Source organism: Mycobacterium europaeum, assembly GCF_034555895.2.
In the GTDB taxonomy this organism is placed as follows: Bacteria; Actinomycetota; Actinomycetes; order Mycobacteriales; family Mycobacteriaceae; genus Mycobacterium; species Mycobacterium europaeum.
On the sequence record NZ_CP157315.1, the window covers coordinates 2,210,024 to 2,225,430 of the forward strand.

At 69.1% G+C, this 15,407-nt stretch carries 11 protein-coding genes; 7 read left to right on the plus strand and 4 right to left on the minus strand.

Annotated features, from left to right (window positions below; genetic code table 11):
- Positions 1 to 33: 33 nt before the first annotated feature.
- Positions 34 to 897 carry an alpha/beta fold hydrolase gene (locus U8D42_RS10005; RefSeq protein ID WP_322860261.1) on the plus strand — a complete coding sequence of 288 codons (864 nt, stop codon included), beginning with the start codon at positions 34 to 36 and terminating at the stop codon, positions 895 to 897.
- A gap of 84 nt (positions 898 to 981) precedes the next feature.
- Here the strand turns inward: U8D42_RS10005 and U8D42_RS10010 are convergent, their stop codons facing one another.
- Positions 982 to 1,452 (minus strand): nuclear transport factor 2 family protein, encoded by a 471-nt coding sequence (locus U8D42_RS10010; RefSeq protein ID WP_085243613.1) that lies wholly within the window; start codon positions 1,450 to 1,452, stop codon positions 982 to 984.
- Between the two features lie 319 nt (positions 1,453 to 1,771).
- Here U8D42_RS10010 and U8D42_RS10015 point away from each other — a divergent pair, with 319 nt between their 5' ends.
- From U8D42_RS10015 to U8D42_RS10030, 4 genes are all read left to right on the plus strand, one after another.
- The gene (locus U8D42_RS10015) at positions 1,772 to 6,199 is read left to right on the plus strand and encodes an HAD-IC family P-type ATPase (RefSeq protein WP_431523866.1); all 4,428 of its coding nucleotides are present in this window, start codon (positions 1,772 to 1,774) and stop codon (positions 6,197 to 6,199) included.
- Between the two features lie 436 nt (positions 6,200 to 6,635).
- Positions 6,636 to 7,820 carry an acyl-CoA dehydrogenase family protein gene (locus tag U8D42_RS10020; protein ID WP_322860260.1) on the plus strand — a complete coding sequence of 395 codons (1,185 nt, stop codon included), beginning with the start codon at positions 6,636 to 6,638 and terminating at the stop codon, positions 7,818 to 7,820.
- 9 nt (positions 7,821 to 7,829) lie between these two features.
- Positions 7,830 to 8,750, plus strand: a complete 921-nt coding sequence (gene bphC, locus U8D42_RS10025; protein WP_322860259.1) for a biphenyl-2,3-diol 1,2-dioxygenase — start codon at positions 7,830 to 7,832, stop codon at positions 8,748 to 8,750.
- Positions 8,747 to 10,246, plus strand: coding sequence for an FAD-dependent oxidoreductase (locus U8D42_RS10030; protein WP_085243617.1), 1,500 nt, complete (start codon positions 8,747 to 8,749; stop codon positions 10,244 to 10,246). The genes bphC and U8D42_RS10030 overlap by 4 nt, the downstream gene beginning before the upstream one ends.
- Here the strand turns inward: U8D42_RS10030 and pstS are convergent.
- A complete protein-coding gene (gene pstS, locus U8D42_RS10035; protein WP_322860358.1) occupies positions 10,217 to 11,332 on the minus strand; it encodes a phosphate ABC transporter substrate-binding protein PstS in 1,116 nt (371 codons plus the stop codon). The two genes, U8D42_RS10030 and pstS, sit on opposite strands and share 30 nt — an antisense overlap.
- Positions 11,333 to 11,784: 452 nt before the next feature.
- Here pstS and U8D42_RS10040 point away from each other — a divergent pair, with 452 nt between their 5' ends.
- The gene (locus U8D42_RS10040; protein WP_322860258.1) at positions 11,785 to 12,108 is read left to right on the plus strand and encodes a DUF732 domain-containing protein; all 324 of its coding nucleotides are present in this window, start codon (positions 11,785 to 11,787) and stop codon (positions 12,106 to 12,108) included.
- 52 nt (positions 12,109 to 12,160) lie between these two features.
- Here the strand turns inward: U8D42_RS10040 and U8D42_RS10045 are convergent, their stop codons facing one another.
- Together U8D42_RS10045 and U8D42_RS10050 are read right to left on the minus strand one after the other, a co-directional pair.
- On the minus strand, positions 12,161 to 12,463 hold the full coding sequence (locus tag U8D42_RS10045) for a ferredoxin (protein WP_322860257.1): 303 nt from the start codon (positions 12,461 to 12,463) through the stop codon (positions 12,161 to 12,163).
- Complete coding sequence (locus U8D42_RS10050) at positions 12,460 to 13,602, minus strand: Rieske 2Fe-2S domain-containing protein (RefSeq protein WP_322860256.1); 1,143 nt, start codon at positions 13,600 to 13,602, stop codon at positions 12,460 to 12,462. Before U8D42_RS10050 ends, U8D42_RS10045 begins: the two co-directional genes overlap by 4 nt.
- A gap of 90 nt (positions 13,603 to 13,692) precedes the next feature.
- On the opposite strand from U8D42_RS10050, the gene U8D42_RS10055 reads away from it, so the two are divergent.
- Complete coding sequence (locus U8D42_RS10055) at positions 13,693 to 15,405, plus strand: 3-ketosteroid-delta-1-dehydrogenase (protein ID WP_085243621.1); 1,713 nt, start codon at positions 13,693 to 13,695, stop codon at positions 15,403 to 15,405.
- Positions 15,406 to 15,407: the final 2 nt, after the last annotated feature.

Here is a 15,407-nt window from a genome sequence, read left to right on the forward strand (position 1 = left end):
GCCGTCTGGCCGCGGCATGGCAAGGTGACTTCCGTGGCAAACACCGTTGCGCAACCTGACCTGCGTGAAATCAGCACTCCCAAGGGCGCTTTGCGCTACTACGACACCGGACCGGAATCCGCCCCGGTGCTGTTGTTCCTGCACGGCTCCGGACCGGGCGTCACCGGGTGGCGCAACTTCCGCGGCATCCTGCCCGCATTCGCCGAGCGGTTCCGCTGCCTGATCCTGGAGTTTCCCGGCTTCGGCGTCAGTGACGACTTCGGCGGCCACCCGATGGTCACCGCGTTCGGCACCGTGTCGCCCTTCCTGGACGCGCTCGATGTCAAGAAGGTGCACATCGTCGGCAACTCGATGGGCGGCGGGGTCGGCATCAACTTCGCCACCCACAACCCCGACCGCGTCGACCGGTTGGTGACGATCGGCGGCATCGGGACCAACATCTTCAGCCCGAGCCCCAGCGAGGGCATCCGGCTGCTGCAGGAGTTCGTCGAGGACCCCACCCGGCAACGGCTGGTCGACTGGCTCAAGTCGATGGTCTACGACCAGGCGCTGATCACCGAGGAGCTGATCGGGGAACGCTGGGAGCTGGCCACCGACCCGGACACGCTGGCCGCGGCGCGCCGCATGTACGGGAAAGCGGCCTTCGCCGCGATGAACGCCGCGATGGCAGCCTCCGACCGCCCGATGCCGTGGGCCGTCATGCACAAGCTGACCGCGCCCACCCTGCTGACGTGGGGACGGGACGACCGGGTGAGCCCGCCGGACATGGCGCTCATCCCGATGCGCACCATCCCCAACGCGGAGCTGCACATCTTCCCCAACTCCGGGCACTGGGCGATGATCGAGGCCCGCGAGGCGTTCGAGAGCGTCGTGCTGGCTTTTCTCTCGCGGGCCTAGGCGCCCACGCCCCCTCGAGACCGACGCCAGCGCGAAAAAGCGCGAGAAGCCTTGGCGCTGACGTCGATTTCGACGAACCGCGGGCTAGCCCGTCAGGCCTCTGGTCAACAACGCGTGCGCGTCGGGGTTGCCGTCCAGGACGCGGGTGGTGCGAACGCCGATCCGCCACTCGCCCTCGATCCTTAGTAGCGCGAAATGGTTTGCGGCGCAACGCCATACCCGGTAGCCATCACCGTCTCGGATCAGGACCACAGACTCGCACACCGCCTCCGCCGTGTCGCCGCTGACGGTGACGACGCACGGACCCAGGAAGTGACAGCACCCCTTGGCCACCAGCTTCTGGTGGGCCGACGACTGCACCATGGCGTGCACCTGCTCCCGGCCCTCCATGCGCCAGCCGTCGACGTCATAGATTCCGTCGGGCGCCCACAACCGTGCGGCCGCGTCGGCATCCCCCGCATCCACCGCCGGTCCGTACGAGGCGATGAGCCGGGCGATGTCGCGTTCGTCCTCGAGCCGGCGCAGCCGCATGGACAAGTCGTCGGTGTCGGTCATGGTTCCTCATCATCGTCGGGATTAGTGCGGCGGACCATCATCAGGCGTGACCACGACGGCCCATTGGGTTTGCTCAATATATGGATCAGGCGGCTCGAAGATTTCGATCGAAGCCTCCTAACAGCTGCGACCAGTTTTTACATGATCGTTACGCGGGTTCATCTCAAGTTGCTGGAACCTTGACCGCGGGTTAGGTTGGTCGGGTTTTCGGTCGCGGCCAACGTCGGTCGGCGGCCTCCCTCGCGGATGACCGCGTAGCCACCATTCGTCAGGTGCGGGAAAGGGGTTGCGGGTGCGACAGCTTTCGCCGCTGCGAGTCATGTCGACCGGACTCGGGGCCGCCGCGGGACTCGGCGACGCGGCCGGCAAACTCGCCGCCGCCGGCCTTGATGTCGTCGCCCTGCCCGTCCGGATGGGCGCAAAGGCGCTCTCGGGCGAGGTTTCCCGCTCGACGCTGACCCGGCGTTGCGGGCGAGGGGACGGCCGCATCTGGATCGAGGTCCGCGGCCTCGACGGCACCGGTGGGGCGGCGCGTGGCCGGGCCGCCGTTGCCGCGCTGCGGGCACAGCCCGGCGTCACGAATGCCGTCCTGAACCGTCCGCTGTCGCGGGTGGTCGTCGAGATCGACGACGGGGCGTCCCCCGACGACCTCTGCGCGGCGCTCGACGCCGTCGAAAAGGACGATGAGACCACCGATTCCGCGCGTTGCGACAGCTTGCCCGGTGACGGTCTGCTGCTGGCGGCCCGCGGCGCGATGGTAGCGGTCAACGCCGCCGGGTTCGCGGTCGCAGTAGCCGGCCGGGCCCTGCGCTTGCCGGCGGCCCCGATCGCCGTCGAGGCGGTGTCCGCGATCGCGAATTATCAACCGTGGCTGCGCCGTGCGCTCGAGGCAGGGATCGGCCCCGGCGCGACGAACACCGCGTTGTCGCTGTTCGGCACCGCCGCCCATGTTGTCACGCTGTCGCCGGCGAAGCTGTCGGTCGACCTGGCGATGCAGGCTTTCCGGGCGGCCGAGTGCCGGGCCGCCTCGCGGGCATGGGCCCGTTATGAGCCGGAACTGGCCCGGCATGCCGACGAGCCGGAAATGCACCGCCTACCGCGCCCGGTTCCCGCGCCGGCCGGCCCGGTCGACCGTCATGGGAAACGCGTGGCGTGGGCGCAGCTGATCGGTGTCGGCCTGACGGGAGCCCTCACCCGCAACGTCACGATGGCTTCGAACGCGGCGCTGGCGGCCTCGCCGAAGGCGATGCGCACCTCGCATGAGGCGTTTGCGGCCACGCTCGGACGCGGCCTGGCCGATCGGCACGCGGTCCTGCCGCTGCGGCCGGAGGGTTTGCGCCGGCTCGACAAGGTCGATGCGCTGCTCATCGATCCGCGCGTGCTGTGCGGCGAGGCGATGCGGGTGGTGCGCGTGCGCGGCGCCCGCGACGGCGAGCTGTTCAGCGCCTGGACGCGCGCCCAGGAACTGCTCGACGAGGGGGCGGCCCCGGGCTGGCACCGGGTTGACACGCCCTCGATCGACGAGCCGGTCGAGGCGCTCATCGCACCGGCCGCCCACCCGCTCGCGTCGGCCCTGATCACCCGGGCGCGTGACTCCGGCGCACGCCTGGTGTCGGTCGACACCGAACTGCTCGGCGACTTGCGCCCCGCGTTCGACGACGTCCTCCCGGTCGGCAACGGCGGCATCGATGATGAGCTCGCCGATGCGGTGTCGCGACTGCAACATGACGGGCACACCGTCGCGGTGCTGTCTTCGTCCGGCGCACAAGCACTTTCGGGAGCCGACGTGGCATTGGGAATCAGGCCGAGCGCCGACACCCCGCCGCCCTGGAATGCGGACCTGATGATGGAGGACCTGGCGGCGGCCTGGCTGGTGCTGCATGCGTTGCCCGCGGCGCGAGAGGCGAGCCGGCAGGGCATCGCGATATCGGTGGGCGCGTCGGCGCTGGGCGCGCTGTTCATGGTGCCCGGGGTACGCAGGTTGCGCGGGCCCGGCCCGGTGACCGTCGGCGCCGTCGCGGGCATGCTGTCGGGATACCTGTTGGCGCGCGGCGCGATTCGCACCCCGACACCCCGGCCGGCGCCGGCCTACGAGTGGCATGCGATGTCGGCCGAGCAGGCCCGCGAGGTGCTGGCGGCGCTGCGTGACCCCGACGAGCGTGCTGCCGCAACCGAACCCGCAGAAGGCGGCACCGGGTTCCCCGCCGCGGCGTGGGAGTTCGCCAGGGCCGCCGCCGCCGAGCTGACCGGTGACCCGTTGACGCCGATCCTCGGGCTGTGTTCGGCGGCGACCGCGCTGCTGGGATCGCCGACCGACGCGGTCATGGTCGGCACCGTGCTGACCGGCAACGCGATGCTGTCGACGTACCAACAGCTGCAGGCCGAGAAGCGGCTGAACCGGCTGCTGGCCCAGCAGGCCCCGCCGGCGCGGCTGGTGACCGACGCGCGACGCTACCGGGAAGTCGTCGTCGAGCGGCTGCGGCCGGGCGACGTGATCGAGGTGCGCAGCGACGAGGTGGTGCCCGCCGACGCCCGGGTGATCGAGGCGCACGACCTGGAGGTCGACGAATCGTCGCTGACCGGTGAATCCCTGTCCGTGCAGAAGCGGGTCGAGGCCACACCGGGGGCCGAACTGGCCGAACGTCGCTGCATGATCTACGCCGGAACCACCGTGGTGGCGGGCACCGCCGTCGCGGTGGTCACCGCGGTCGGGGCCGACACCCAGACGCGTCGCGCGGCCGAACTCGCCTCCGGTGAGCTGCCGACCGTCGGGCTGCACCACCAGCTCAGCCAGCTCATGAGGCGAGCGTTCCCCTTCAGCGCGGGCGGCGGCGTCGCGGTCGGTGCACTCGGCCTGCTCCGCGCCGGCGGCCTGCGCCAGGCGCTGAGTAGCGCCATCGCGGTCTCCGTGGCGGCCATCCCCGAGGGCATGCCCCTGATGGCCACCCTGGCCCAGTCCGCGTCGGCGCAGCGGCTGGGCGAAGCCGGGGCGTTGGTGCGGGTGCCACGGGCGGCGGAAGCGCTCGGCCGCGTCGAGGTGGTCTGCTTCGACAAGACCGGGACGCTGAGCGAGAACCGCCTTCGAGTCGCCGAGGTGCGCCCCATGGCGGGGCATTCCCGCGACGACGTTTTGCGGTGCGCCGCCCGGGCCGCACCCGCCGACGACGGCAACCCGCACGTCCACGCCACGGACGAAGCCATCGTCAAGGCGGCGGATGCGGTGGCGGATTCCGGTTCGCGACCCGAGCCCGACGCGCATCTGCCGTTCCGGTCCGGCCGGGCCTTCTCGGCCTCGGTGACGGGCACGCAGTTGACCGTCAAGGGCGCGCCGGAAGTGGTCTTGGCGGCGTGCCCGAACGTCGGCGGGGAGGTGGAGGACGCGGTCGCCGCCCTGACGACCGCCGGACTGCGGACGATCGCCGTCGCGCAGCGCCGCCTCAGCGCGGCGCAGGCGCGGTCGTTGCGGAACGACCCCGACGGCATCACCGAACTGTGCGGCGGGGGGCTGACGCTGACCGGATTCCTGGGGCTGTCGGACACCCCGCGCCCCCAGGCGCCCCAGTTGCTGGCCGACCTGGCCGGCCGGGGCGTGGCGATCCGGCTGATCACCGGCGATCATCCCGTCACCGCCACCGCGATCGCCCGCGAGCTCGGCGTGCCGGTGAGCGCCGGCCAGGTGATCACCGGAGCCGAGTGGAACGCCCTGTCACGGCAGGATCAGGTGCGCGCGGTGGGCGACCGGGTGATCTTTGCCCGGATGTCGCCGGAGAACAAGGTGCAGGTGGTCCAGACGCTCGAGCGCTCCGGCCGGGTGTGCGCCATGGTCGGTGACGGCGCCAACGACGCCGCCGCGATCCGGGCGGCCAGCGTCGGGGTCGGTGTGGTCGCGCGCGGCAGCGACTCCGCGCACACGACCGCCGACGTGGTGCTGACCGACGGCCGCATCGAGACGCTGGTCGCCGCCATCGACGAGGGACGCCGGCTGTGGCGCGGGGTCCAGGCGGCCGTGGCCGGGCTGCTGGCCGGCAATGCCGGCGAGGTGATCTTCTCGGTCATCGGGACCGCGATCACCGGGACCTCGCCGCTGAACACCCGCCAGTTGCTGCTGATGAACATGCTCACCGACGCGCTGCCCGCGACCGCGGTCGCCGTCAGCACGCCCGCCGGGCCGGTGCAGCGCGTCGGGCGCGGCATCGACGAACGCGCACTGCGCCGCGCCGTGGCGGCGCGCGGGTCGATCACCGCCGTCTCCGCCACGGCGGCCTGGGCGCTGGCCTCGGTCACCGGACTGCCGCAGCGGGCCTCCACTGTCGCGTTGATTTCGTTGGTCGCCGTCGAACTCGGCCAGACGGTGGTCGACTCACACGCACCTCTGGTGTTGCTCACCGCGGCCGGCTCGTTCGCCGCGTTCGCCGCGATGATCACCACCCCGGGAATCAGCCAACTCGTGGGCTGCACACCGGTCGGCCCCGTGGGCTGGGCCCAGGGGCTGGGCACCGCCGCGGCCGCCGTCCTCGCCGTCGCGGCCACCAATCGACTGCGGTCGGGTCACCGGGACGCGGAGTCACCGCTCACCGATGACCCGGAACTCGACGAGCCCGCCGAGTCACCCCCACAACCAGCGCAGCACAGCGGATCACGCGCTCCGCATACCGCGATGGCTCCGGCAAAGGCCGCGCGTGCCCTGAAACTGGTGGACCGACACCAGCATCGGATTTCGGCGGAGGCCGTCACCGATCGCCCGTGAGCCTCGGGGCACGGTCACCGCGGCGGCTCGGCGCGGACGATGAACACGCCTTCTGCGGCGACCGTGATTCCTCATTCGCGACGACGATGTCGAGGCGCCCCAGTGCCATGACGCCGTCGGCCACGGCACCCGTTACAGCCTCGATGTCACTCACCTCGGCAACACCCGTCACGCAGCGCCGACCGCGGATTTCGACATCCCTTGGGTGCTGTGTGGCGACGGTCGTCGAAGGCGAGGTCGAGATCATCGCGAAAACGACGTCATCGAACCGGACGACCGACTGGAGGGCCTGATCCTGGCGGGCCGGGCCCGGCCCGTGAGCGCCGCATCGTGCATTCGATTCTGAGGCTTTTGCTTCCGCTCATCGGGAACGGCTTCGGCTGAGGCACGAACTGCGGTAGACCATTACTAGGCCCCCAGACATAAGGACACCAACATGAGCGAACGGGTACTCGACCGGGTCGTGGCGATGGCCGACCAGTTGCGCGACCAGGCCCCCGAGGCCGAGCGGATCGGGCGGCTCACCGACGACACCGTCAAGCTGATGAAGGGTGCCGGCCTGATCCGGCTGCTGCAAACCAAGCAGTATCAAGGCTTCGAGGTGCACCCGCGCGAGTTCGCCGAGACGACGATGGCGACCGCGGCGCTGGATCCGGCGGCCGGCTGGATCGTCGGCGTGGTCGGCGTGCACCCCTACCAGTTGGCGTACGCGGACCCGAAGGTCGCCGCCGAGATCTGGGCCGAAGACGTCGACACCTGGATGGCCTCGCCGTACGCGCCGCAGGGGGTGGCCAGGCCCGTCGACGGTGGCTACCTGTTCAACGGCCGCTGGCAGTTCAGCTCCGGCACCGACCACTGCGACTGGATCATCCTGGGCGCGATGCTCGGCGACGACAAGGGCATACCGATCATGCCGCCGCAGATGCTGCACATGATCCTGCCGCGCAAGGACTACGAGATCGTCGAGGACTCGTGGGACGTGGTGGGGCTGCGCGGCACCGGGTCCAAGGACGTGATCGTCTCCGACGCGTTCGTCCCGTCGTACCGGACGATGGACGCGACCAAGGTGATGGACGGCACCGCCCAGCGCGAGGCCGGGATGACCGAGCCGCTCTATCTGATGCCGTGGTCGACGATGTTCCCGCTGGGCATCTCCGCGGCGACCATCGGCATCGCCGAGGGCGCGCTGGCCGCGCACCTGGACTACCAGCGGGAGCGCGTGGGCGCCACCGGAACCGCCATCAAGGACGACCCGTACGTGATGTACGCCATCGGCGAGGCCGCCGCCGACATCAACGCCGCCCGCCAGGAGCTGCTGGCCAACGCCGATCGCATCTACGACATGGTCGCCGCCGGCAAGGAGGTCTCGTTCGCCGACCGCGCGGCCGGCCGGCGCACCCAGATCCGCGCGGTGTGGCGCGCGGTGTCGGCGGTCGACGAGATCTTCGCCCGCTCGGGCGGCAACGCCGCCCGCATGGACAAGCCGCTGCAACGGTATTGGCGCGACGTGCATGTCGGCCAACTGCACGCCATCCACATGCCCGGCACGGCCTATCACGCGTCGGCCCTGAGTTCGCTGGGTATCGATCCGCCCGAGGGCCCCCTGCGGGCTTTGATCTAGGAGAGCACGTTGACCGACCTGAAAAGCCTGGGCTACATCACCATTTCGACGAACGACATCGACCGCTGGCGGCACTTCGCCTTCGGTGTCCTGGGTTTCGCGGAGGGCTCCCCTGGTTTTAGAGGCCCGGACCCGGAGGCGCTGTACCTGCGGATGGACGAGCGCGCGGCCCGGCTCATCGTGGTGCCCGGCGAGACCGACCGGGTGCTGACCGTCGGCTGGGAGGTGCGTGACCGCCCGGCGCTGCAACGGGTCAAAGCGACGCTGGACGCCGCCGGGACCCCGTTCAAGCAACTGTCCACCGACCAGGCGGAGTCCCGCCGGGTGGAAGAGGTGATCACCTTCGAGGACCCGGCCGGCACCACGCTCGAGGTGTTCCACGGTGCGGTGCTCGACCACAGCCCCGTCGTCACCCCGTTCGGCGCGAGGTTCGTCACCGGCGACCAGGGCATGGGCCACGTGGTCGTACCCGCCACCGACCCCAATGGGCTGTTCGACTTCTACACCGAGGTGCTGGGATTTCGCGCCCGCGGCGCGTTCCGGGTGCCGCTGCCCAAAGAGTTTGGGCCCGTGCGGGTCCGGTTCCTGGGCATCAACGAGCGCCACCACAGCCTGGCGATCGTGCCGGCCGCACACCAGCGCGACCCGCGCCTGGTGCACATCATGGTCGAGGTCGACAGCCTCGACGCCGTCGGGCAGGCGCTGGACCGGGTGAACGCCGAGGGCTTCCAGCTGTCCTCCACGCTGGGCCGGCACACCAACGACAAGATGGTGTCGTTCTACGTCCGCGCGCCCGGTGACTGGGACATCGAATTCGGCACCGACGGCATGCGTGTCGACGAAACCTATTACACCGCAGAGGAAATCACCGCCGACAGCTACTGGGGACACCAGTGGATCGGCGAAATGCCCGCGGCCATGCGGTTATGACGCCCGATTCCGACGTCACCCCGGTCCCGGCCTCCTCGGTCACCTCCTGGGATGACGAGGCCGACGTCGTCATCGCCGGCTACGGGGTGGCCGGGGCCGCCGCGGCGGTCGAAGCCGCCCGCGCCGGTGTCGACGTGCTGGTACTGGAACGCACCGGATCCTGGGGCGGCGCCGCGGCGATGGCCGGCGGGTTCATCTACCTCGGCGGCGGCACGCCCCTGCAAAAAGCCTGCGGCTTCGACGATTCCGTCGACAACATGGCGGCGTTCCTCAATGTCGCGATGGGACCCGGCGCCGACGCGAACCGCATCGCCGACTACTGCGCGGGCAGCGTCGCGCACTTCGACTGGCTCCTCGGCTGCGGCGTGCCGTTCAAGGCCGAGTTCTTCTCCGAACCCGGGTGGGAACCCATGGGTGACCAGGGCCTGATGTACAGCGGCGGGGAAAACGCCTACCCCTTCAACACGATCGCCTCCCCCGCCCCGCGCGGCCACGTCCCGCAGATGTCCAACAAGAAGCAGGGCGAAGCCAGCGCGGGCTACATGCTGATGAAGCCCCTCGTCGAGACCGCCACCGCCGCTGGCGCACGCGCGCTCTACGACGTGCGGGTGCAACGCCTCGTCGTCGAAGCCGACGGCCGGGTGGTCGGCATCCGCGCCCGCCGGTACGGCACCGAGATCACGGTCCGGGCCCGCACCGGTGTGGTGCTCGCGACCGGCAGCTTCGCCTACAACGACGCGATGGTGGCCCGCTACGCCCCGCGCATCGCCGGCCGCCCGGCCGCCTCCATCGAGCAGCACGACGGGCAGGCCATCCGCATGGCCCAGGCACTCGGCGCCGATTTGGCGCACATGGACGCCACCGAGGTCGCCATCTTCATCGACCCCCAACAGCTGGTGCGCGGGATCCTGGTCAACGGCCGCGGCCAGCGCTACGTCGCCGAGGACACCTATCCGGGCCGCGTCGGCCAACTCACGCTCTACCAGCAGGACAACACCGCTTACCTGATCATCGACGACGACGCCCAGCAGGAGGCGATGGCATCGTGGTCCCCGAAATTCATGCTGAGAGAGGCGACGTGGGTGGCCGACACCGTCGCCGACCTGGAGCGCGACATGGGTCTGGCACCGGGTTGCCTGCAGGCCACCGTCGCCGCCTACAACGAGGGTGCCGCCCGCGGCGAGGATCCGCTGCTGCACAAGAAACCTGAGTGGCTCAAGCCCATCGGTTCGCCGGTCGGCGCCATCGACTTGCGGGAGAACACCGGCGGTTTCACATTGGGCGGTCTGGCCACCACGCTGGACGCCGAGGTGCTCCACGTCAGCGGTGAACCGATCCCCGGCCTGTTCGCCGCCGGCCGCTGCACCGCCGGGCTGGCCGCGTGGGGCTACGCCAGCGGTATCTCGCTGGGCGACGGTAGCTTCTACGGCCGCCGCGCCGGCCGATCCGCGGCCCAGGTTGATCGATCAGGAAACGGCGTTGACCGCCGTCGATAGCCTGCTCTTGAACGCGTCGGGAATGGGGATGTACCCATGATCCGCCAAGCCGGTTTGGCCCGCGCCAATGGTGCTCTGCAGGAAAGCCTTTACCGCCATACCGAGCTGGGGATCGGAATACTTCGAGCAGACGATCTCATAGGTCGCCAGCACGATCGGGTATGAGCCGGGCTGGTTTGGCCGGTAGAACGAGATCGTGTCGAGGACAAGGTCGTTGGTCTTATTGATGACGCCTGCCGTCGCGATCGTCTTTCCCACCGAGTCCGCGCTGATCGAGACGGGGTCCGGACCGGCCGACGTGATGATCCTGGCCATGTTGAGCTGTTGCGCTTGGGCGAACGACCATTCGTTGTAAGTGATCGCGCCCTCCGTGCGCTTGACGGCCGCGGCGGTACCGTCATTGCCCATGGCGCTCTCGCCGACGCCGCCGTTGAACGTCTTTCCGGCACCCTTGGCCCACGCGTCACCACCGGCGGTATCGAGATATTTCTGGAAGTTGTCCGTAGTCCCGGACAAGTCGCTGCGGGACACGACATGAATAGGCTCGGCGGGCAAGGTGATACCCGAGTTCAGCGCGCGGATCGCGGGGTCATTCCACGTGGTGATGGCACCGTTGAAGATCTTGGCCGCGGTCGGACCGTCGAGAGCCAACGAAGTGACGCCGTTGACGTTGTAGGTGATGGCGATCGGGCCGAACACCACCGGTAGGTTCCACGCCGGCGAGCCGCAGCGTTGCTGGGCGGCGGCGTACTCCGCCGGAATCAGGGGTGAGTCGGACCCACCGAAATCGGTCTGATTGCGAATGAACTCGCTGATTCCGGCGCCGGAGCCATTGGCCGTGTAATTGAGCGTCTGGCCCGAGCAGGCCTGCTCGAACGCATTCACGAACCGGGCCATCGCGTTGGCCTGGGCCGTCGATCCGCTGGCCCTGAGCGTCTTGTTCCCGCCGCAACTCACGTTCGCGGGGGGTGGCGAACCGGTCGATGAGCTTGGCGCACTTGCCTGTTTGTTGCTGTCACACCCCGACAACACCAGCGCGGCGGTAACCAAGACACACGGCAAGGCACTAAATCGGTTGACTTTCAACACAGTTCCCTATGTTCTTACTTCCCTCGGCTGGAAGCTGAACCACGGTCGCCGCGCCTGTAGCCATGCCATTTCGACGGGCTATTCAGGCAGCCGCCACCGAATTCGACCGCCATTTCGAAATCGACCTCGGCCGGCTCAGATGGTATCCCACTCCGCCGCAGAAAACAGCACGGCTGACCTTATGGTGAACTGGGAATCTGTTGTGCGCGTGCCGGGCGGCGCCCCCGGCGTTGCGACCCAACGTATGTCAGCGCGGGAATGGCGTTAAGGCTGCGGAACGTTCGCAACCCGCGGTTAGCCGTCAAGTGAACAAAACATGTACAACCAGTCTTCCGGCTGGAAGCGCGGTCGCACCGAACGCCAGAATTACTCCAAAAGTTCGAACCAATCAGTCCCCGGCGGCTTACCTTGGTGTCAGCGCGATATCTCACATCTGAAAGCACCCACAAATGGTTACCCGTCTGCAACTAGCCATGGGGATCGTGGTGATTGGTCTCCTGGCCGCAGCGCCTACCGCTCATGCCGACAGCACCGACGACAAGTTCGTGGCGAAGCTGAAGGCCCAAGGCATCAGCGACAACGTATCTCCCGCACACGAAATCGAAGCCGGTCATTTCGTATGTGTGAAGCTCGACAACGGCGCCACACCGATGGATGTGATGGAAGACATCATGAAGAGCAGTGGGTTGCCGGAGTTTCACTCCGGCTACTTCGTCGGCGCGAGCATCGACGCCTACTGCCCGCGGCATAAGGGTGAAGTGCCGGAGGGGTAGGCCTCGGACGCGACCCCCTGGTTCGACGGCGGCGCGCGCTCGATCCCTCGAGCTACGGTCGTTGACCGCCGGCCCCGTCGACGATCGCCAGGGCGCCCCGGCGCACCGCGTCCACGATCGACGCGCTCAGCGCCGAGCACGCCAGGAACACGCATCGGCCCGCGTGCCCGGAGATCTTGCGCGCCTCGGCGAGTTCGACGCACCGGGCCGTCGCGTCGGCATTCCACTGCACGCTGGTCTGGTTCCAGGTGCTCTTGCGCGCCAGCACGCGCGCGCCGCAGTCCCGGCACACCACCGGCGCCATCGGCATCTCGTCGAGCCGGTTGTCCGTCCTGACGGACGAATCCAGCGTCATCGCGGACCCGCGGCGGCCGCCTGGGCCGCCATATTGTCCTCGACCTCTTTCATCCACGCCTCGTACGGGCGGGTGGTGTCGAGCTCGAATTCGAAGCGGTCCACCATGTCCGGCGTCACGTCGGCGGCGTCGACGTAGAACTGCTGGTACCAGCGCCGGAGCTGGTACACCGGCCCGTCCTCCTCGACCAGCAGCGGATTGTCGATGCGCGCCTTGTGCCGCCAGATCTGCACGTCCTGTTCAAACCCCAGCTTGATGTAGTCGCCGAGCTTGATCGCGGTCTGCATGGCCTGGTCGGAGGGCATGGCGTCCGACTTCTGCACGATGATGCCGTACTGCAGCACAAAGGAATTCGCGTCGATCGGATAGTGGCAATTGATCAGAATCGAATGCGCGTCACCGGTCCGGTAGTGGTAGGTCAGGTCGTCGATCATGAAGGACGGGCCGTAGTAGGACGCGACCGACGTCGTGCCGAGCATCTCGGCACCCACCGTGCCGCCGAGGTCGGGCCGGCCCTCGCCGTTCATGTACTGCGTCGCCACGTGGCCGGAGAAGATGTTCTTGAAATACGTGGGCAGCGAGCCGTGGATGTAGAAGAAGTGCGCCATGTCCACGACGTTGTCGATGATCTCGCGGCAGTTGCTTCCCACCACGGTGGTGTACCAGTGCCAGTCGGTCCAGTCGTTGCTCGTCGCACCCTCGATGCGTGGAATCGTGACCTCGGGCGGCGGCGGATTGCCCTCGGGGTCGTTCCACAGGAACAGCATCCCGTCCTGTTGCAGCGTCGTCCAGGCCCGCGTGCGGGCCAGCCGCGGCGTGCGTCTGGCGTAGGGCACCCGTTTGCATCGGCCGTCGCCGCCCCAGCGCCAGTCGTGGAAGGGGCAGGCGATCTCGTTGCCTTTGACCTCGCCCTGCGAGAGGTCACCGCCCATGTGTCGGCAGTAGCCGTCGAGCACATTGATCTCGCCGTCCCCGCTGCGAAAGACGACCAGCTTCTGCCCGAAGGCGTTGATGGGGTGGGGCTTGCCGTCACCGAAGTCCCGGATCAGGCCCAGGCAGTGCCAGCCGCGGGCGAACCGGGCGGGCGCGGGCTGCGCTTCGATGAGCCGAACCTCGTCGGCTTCCGACTGCATCGTCATAGGCATTGATTTAACGCCTGCTGCCGGAGTTGTGGGGCCACTTGTTCCCGCCTCTTCCTCTGCCACCCCGCCCGGCATACCGTTCACAGCGTGAGCCCGCGCAGCGCGACCATCCCGGCCGGCCTACCGGCGACCGACACCACCGTCGACCTGCTGGTGGTCGGCTCGGGAACCGGTATGGCCGCCGCGCTGGCCGCGCACGAGGGCGGGCTCTCAGTGCTGATCGTCGAGAAGTCGCCGTTCGTCGGGGGCTCGACGGCCCGCTCCGGCGGTGCGCTCTGGCTGCCCGCCTGTCCCGTGCTGCGCGAGGCCGGCGCCAACGACACCGCCGAGCGCGCCGCCACCTACCTGGACGCGGTGGTCGCCGGGTCGGCGCCCGCGGCACGCTCGGCCGCGTTCCTGGCGCACGTGTCCGCGACGGTCGACATGCTGCGCCGCACGACTGCCCTGCGCCTGTTCTGGGCTCGCGACTACTCCGACTACCACCCCGAGGAGCCGGGCGGCAGCGCCGCGGGCCGCACCTGCGAGTGCCACCCGCTGGACACGTCGATCCTCGGTGAATACCGCACCCGGTTGCGGCCCGGCGTGTTGGAGGCCGGCTTCTCAATACCGACGACGGGCGCCGACTATCGCTGGATGAATCTGGTCGCGCGGGTACCGCGCCGCGGCATCCCGACGTTCGCCAAGCGGGTGACGCAAGGACTGGGTGGGCGGCTGCTGGGCCGCCGCTACGCGGCGGGCGGCCAGGCCCTGGCGGCCGGCCTGTTCGCCGGAGTGCTGCGCGCCGGCATCCCGGTCTGGACCGGCACCACGCTGCTGCGCCTGACCGGCGACGCCGACCGCGTGACCGGCGCGGTCGTCGGCCACGACGGCCGCGAGGTGGCGATCACCGCCCGGCGCGGCGTGGTGCTGGCCACCGGCGGTTTCGACCACAACATGGAGATGCGGCGGAAGTTCCAGACCGAGTCGCTGGAAGCCAACCTCAGCCTGGGCGCTGAGACCAACACCGGCGAGGGAATCCGCGCCGCGCAGGACGTGGGCGCCGGCATCGATCTGATGGACCAGGCGTGGTGGTTCCCCGCCATCGCGCCGCTGCCCGGCAAGCCGCCCGGGGTGATGCTGGCCGAGCGGTCGCTGCCGGGTTGTCTGATCGTGGACCAGAACGGCCGCCGATTCACCAACGAGTCCTCGGATTACATGTCGTTCGGTCAACGGTTACTTGATCTAGAGCGGTCGGGCACCCCTGTCGAAGCGATGTGGATCGTCTTCGATCAGCAGTACCGCAACGGCTACGTCTTCGGCGCCGAACTGTTTCCGCGCATGCCGATTCCGCAATCGTGGTACGGCGCGGGCATCGCGGTGCGCGCCGAGAGCCTCTCCGAACTGGCCGCGCTCATCGGTGTTCCGGCCCACGAGTTCGTTGCGACGATGACCCGGTTCAACGAAAGCGCCTCCGCGGGGCAGGATCTCGACTTCGGCCGGGGCCGCAGCGCCTACGACCGGTACTACGGCGACCCCACCGTCACACCGAACCCCAACCTGCGTCCACTGCTCAAGGGTCCGTTCTATGCGGTCAAGATGGCCCTCAGCGACCTGGGCACCTGCGGTGGGCTGACGGCCGACGAACGAGCGCGGGTGCTGCGCGAGGACGGCACCGCGATCCCCGGGCTGTATGCGATCGGCAACGCCGCCGCCAACGCGTTCGGCACCACCTACCCCGGCGCGGGTGCGACGATCGCGCAGGGATTGGTGTACGGCTACATCGCGGCCCGCGACGCAGCGCACGCCGAGCCCCGGCGGTGACC

Coding starts and splice junctions, on each gene's coding strand:
- U8D42_RS10010 (WP_085243613.1), bottom strand. CDS start 1,452: ATGACCGACACCGACGACTTGTCCATGCGGCTGCGCCGGCTCGAGGAC.
- U8D42_RS10015 (WP_431523866.1), top strand. CDS start 1,772: ATGTCGACCGGACTCGGGGCCGCCGCGGGACTCGGCGACGCGGCCGGC.
- U8D42_RS10020 (WP_322860260.1), top strand. CDS start 6,636: ATGAGCGAACGGGTACTCGACCGGGTCGTGGCGATGGCCGACCAGTTG.
- U8D42_RS10030 (WP_085243617.1), top strand. CDS start 8,747: ATGACGCCCGATTCCGACGTCACCCCGGTCCCGGCCTCCTCGGTCACC.
- U8D42_RS10040 (WP_322860258.1), top strand. CDS start 11,785: ATGGTTACCCGTCTGCAACTAGCCATGGGGATCGTGGTGATTGGTCTC.
- U8D42_RS10045 (WP_322860257.1), bottom strand. CDS start 12,463: ATGACGCTGGATTCGTCCGTCAGGACGGACAACCGGCTCGACGAGATG.
- U8D42_RS10050 (WP_322860256.1), bottom strand. CDS start 13,602: ATGACGATGCAGTCGGAAGCCGACGAGGTTCGGCTCATCGAAGCGCAG.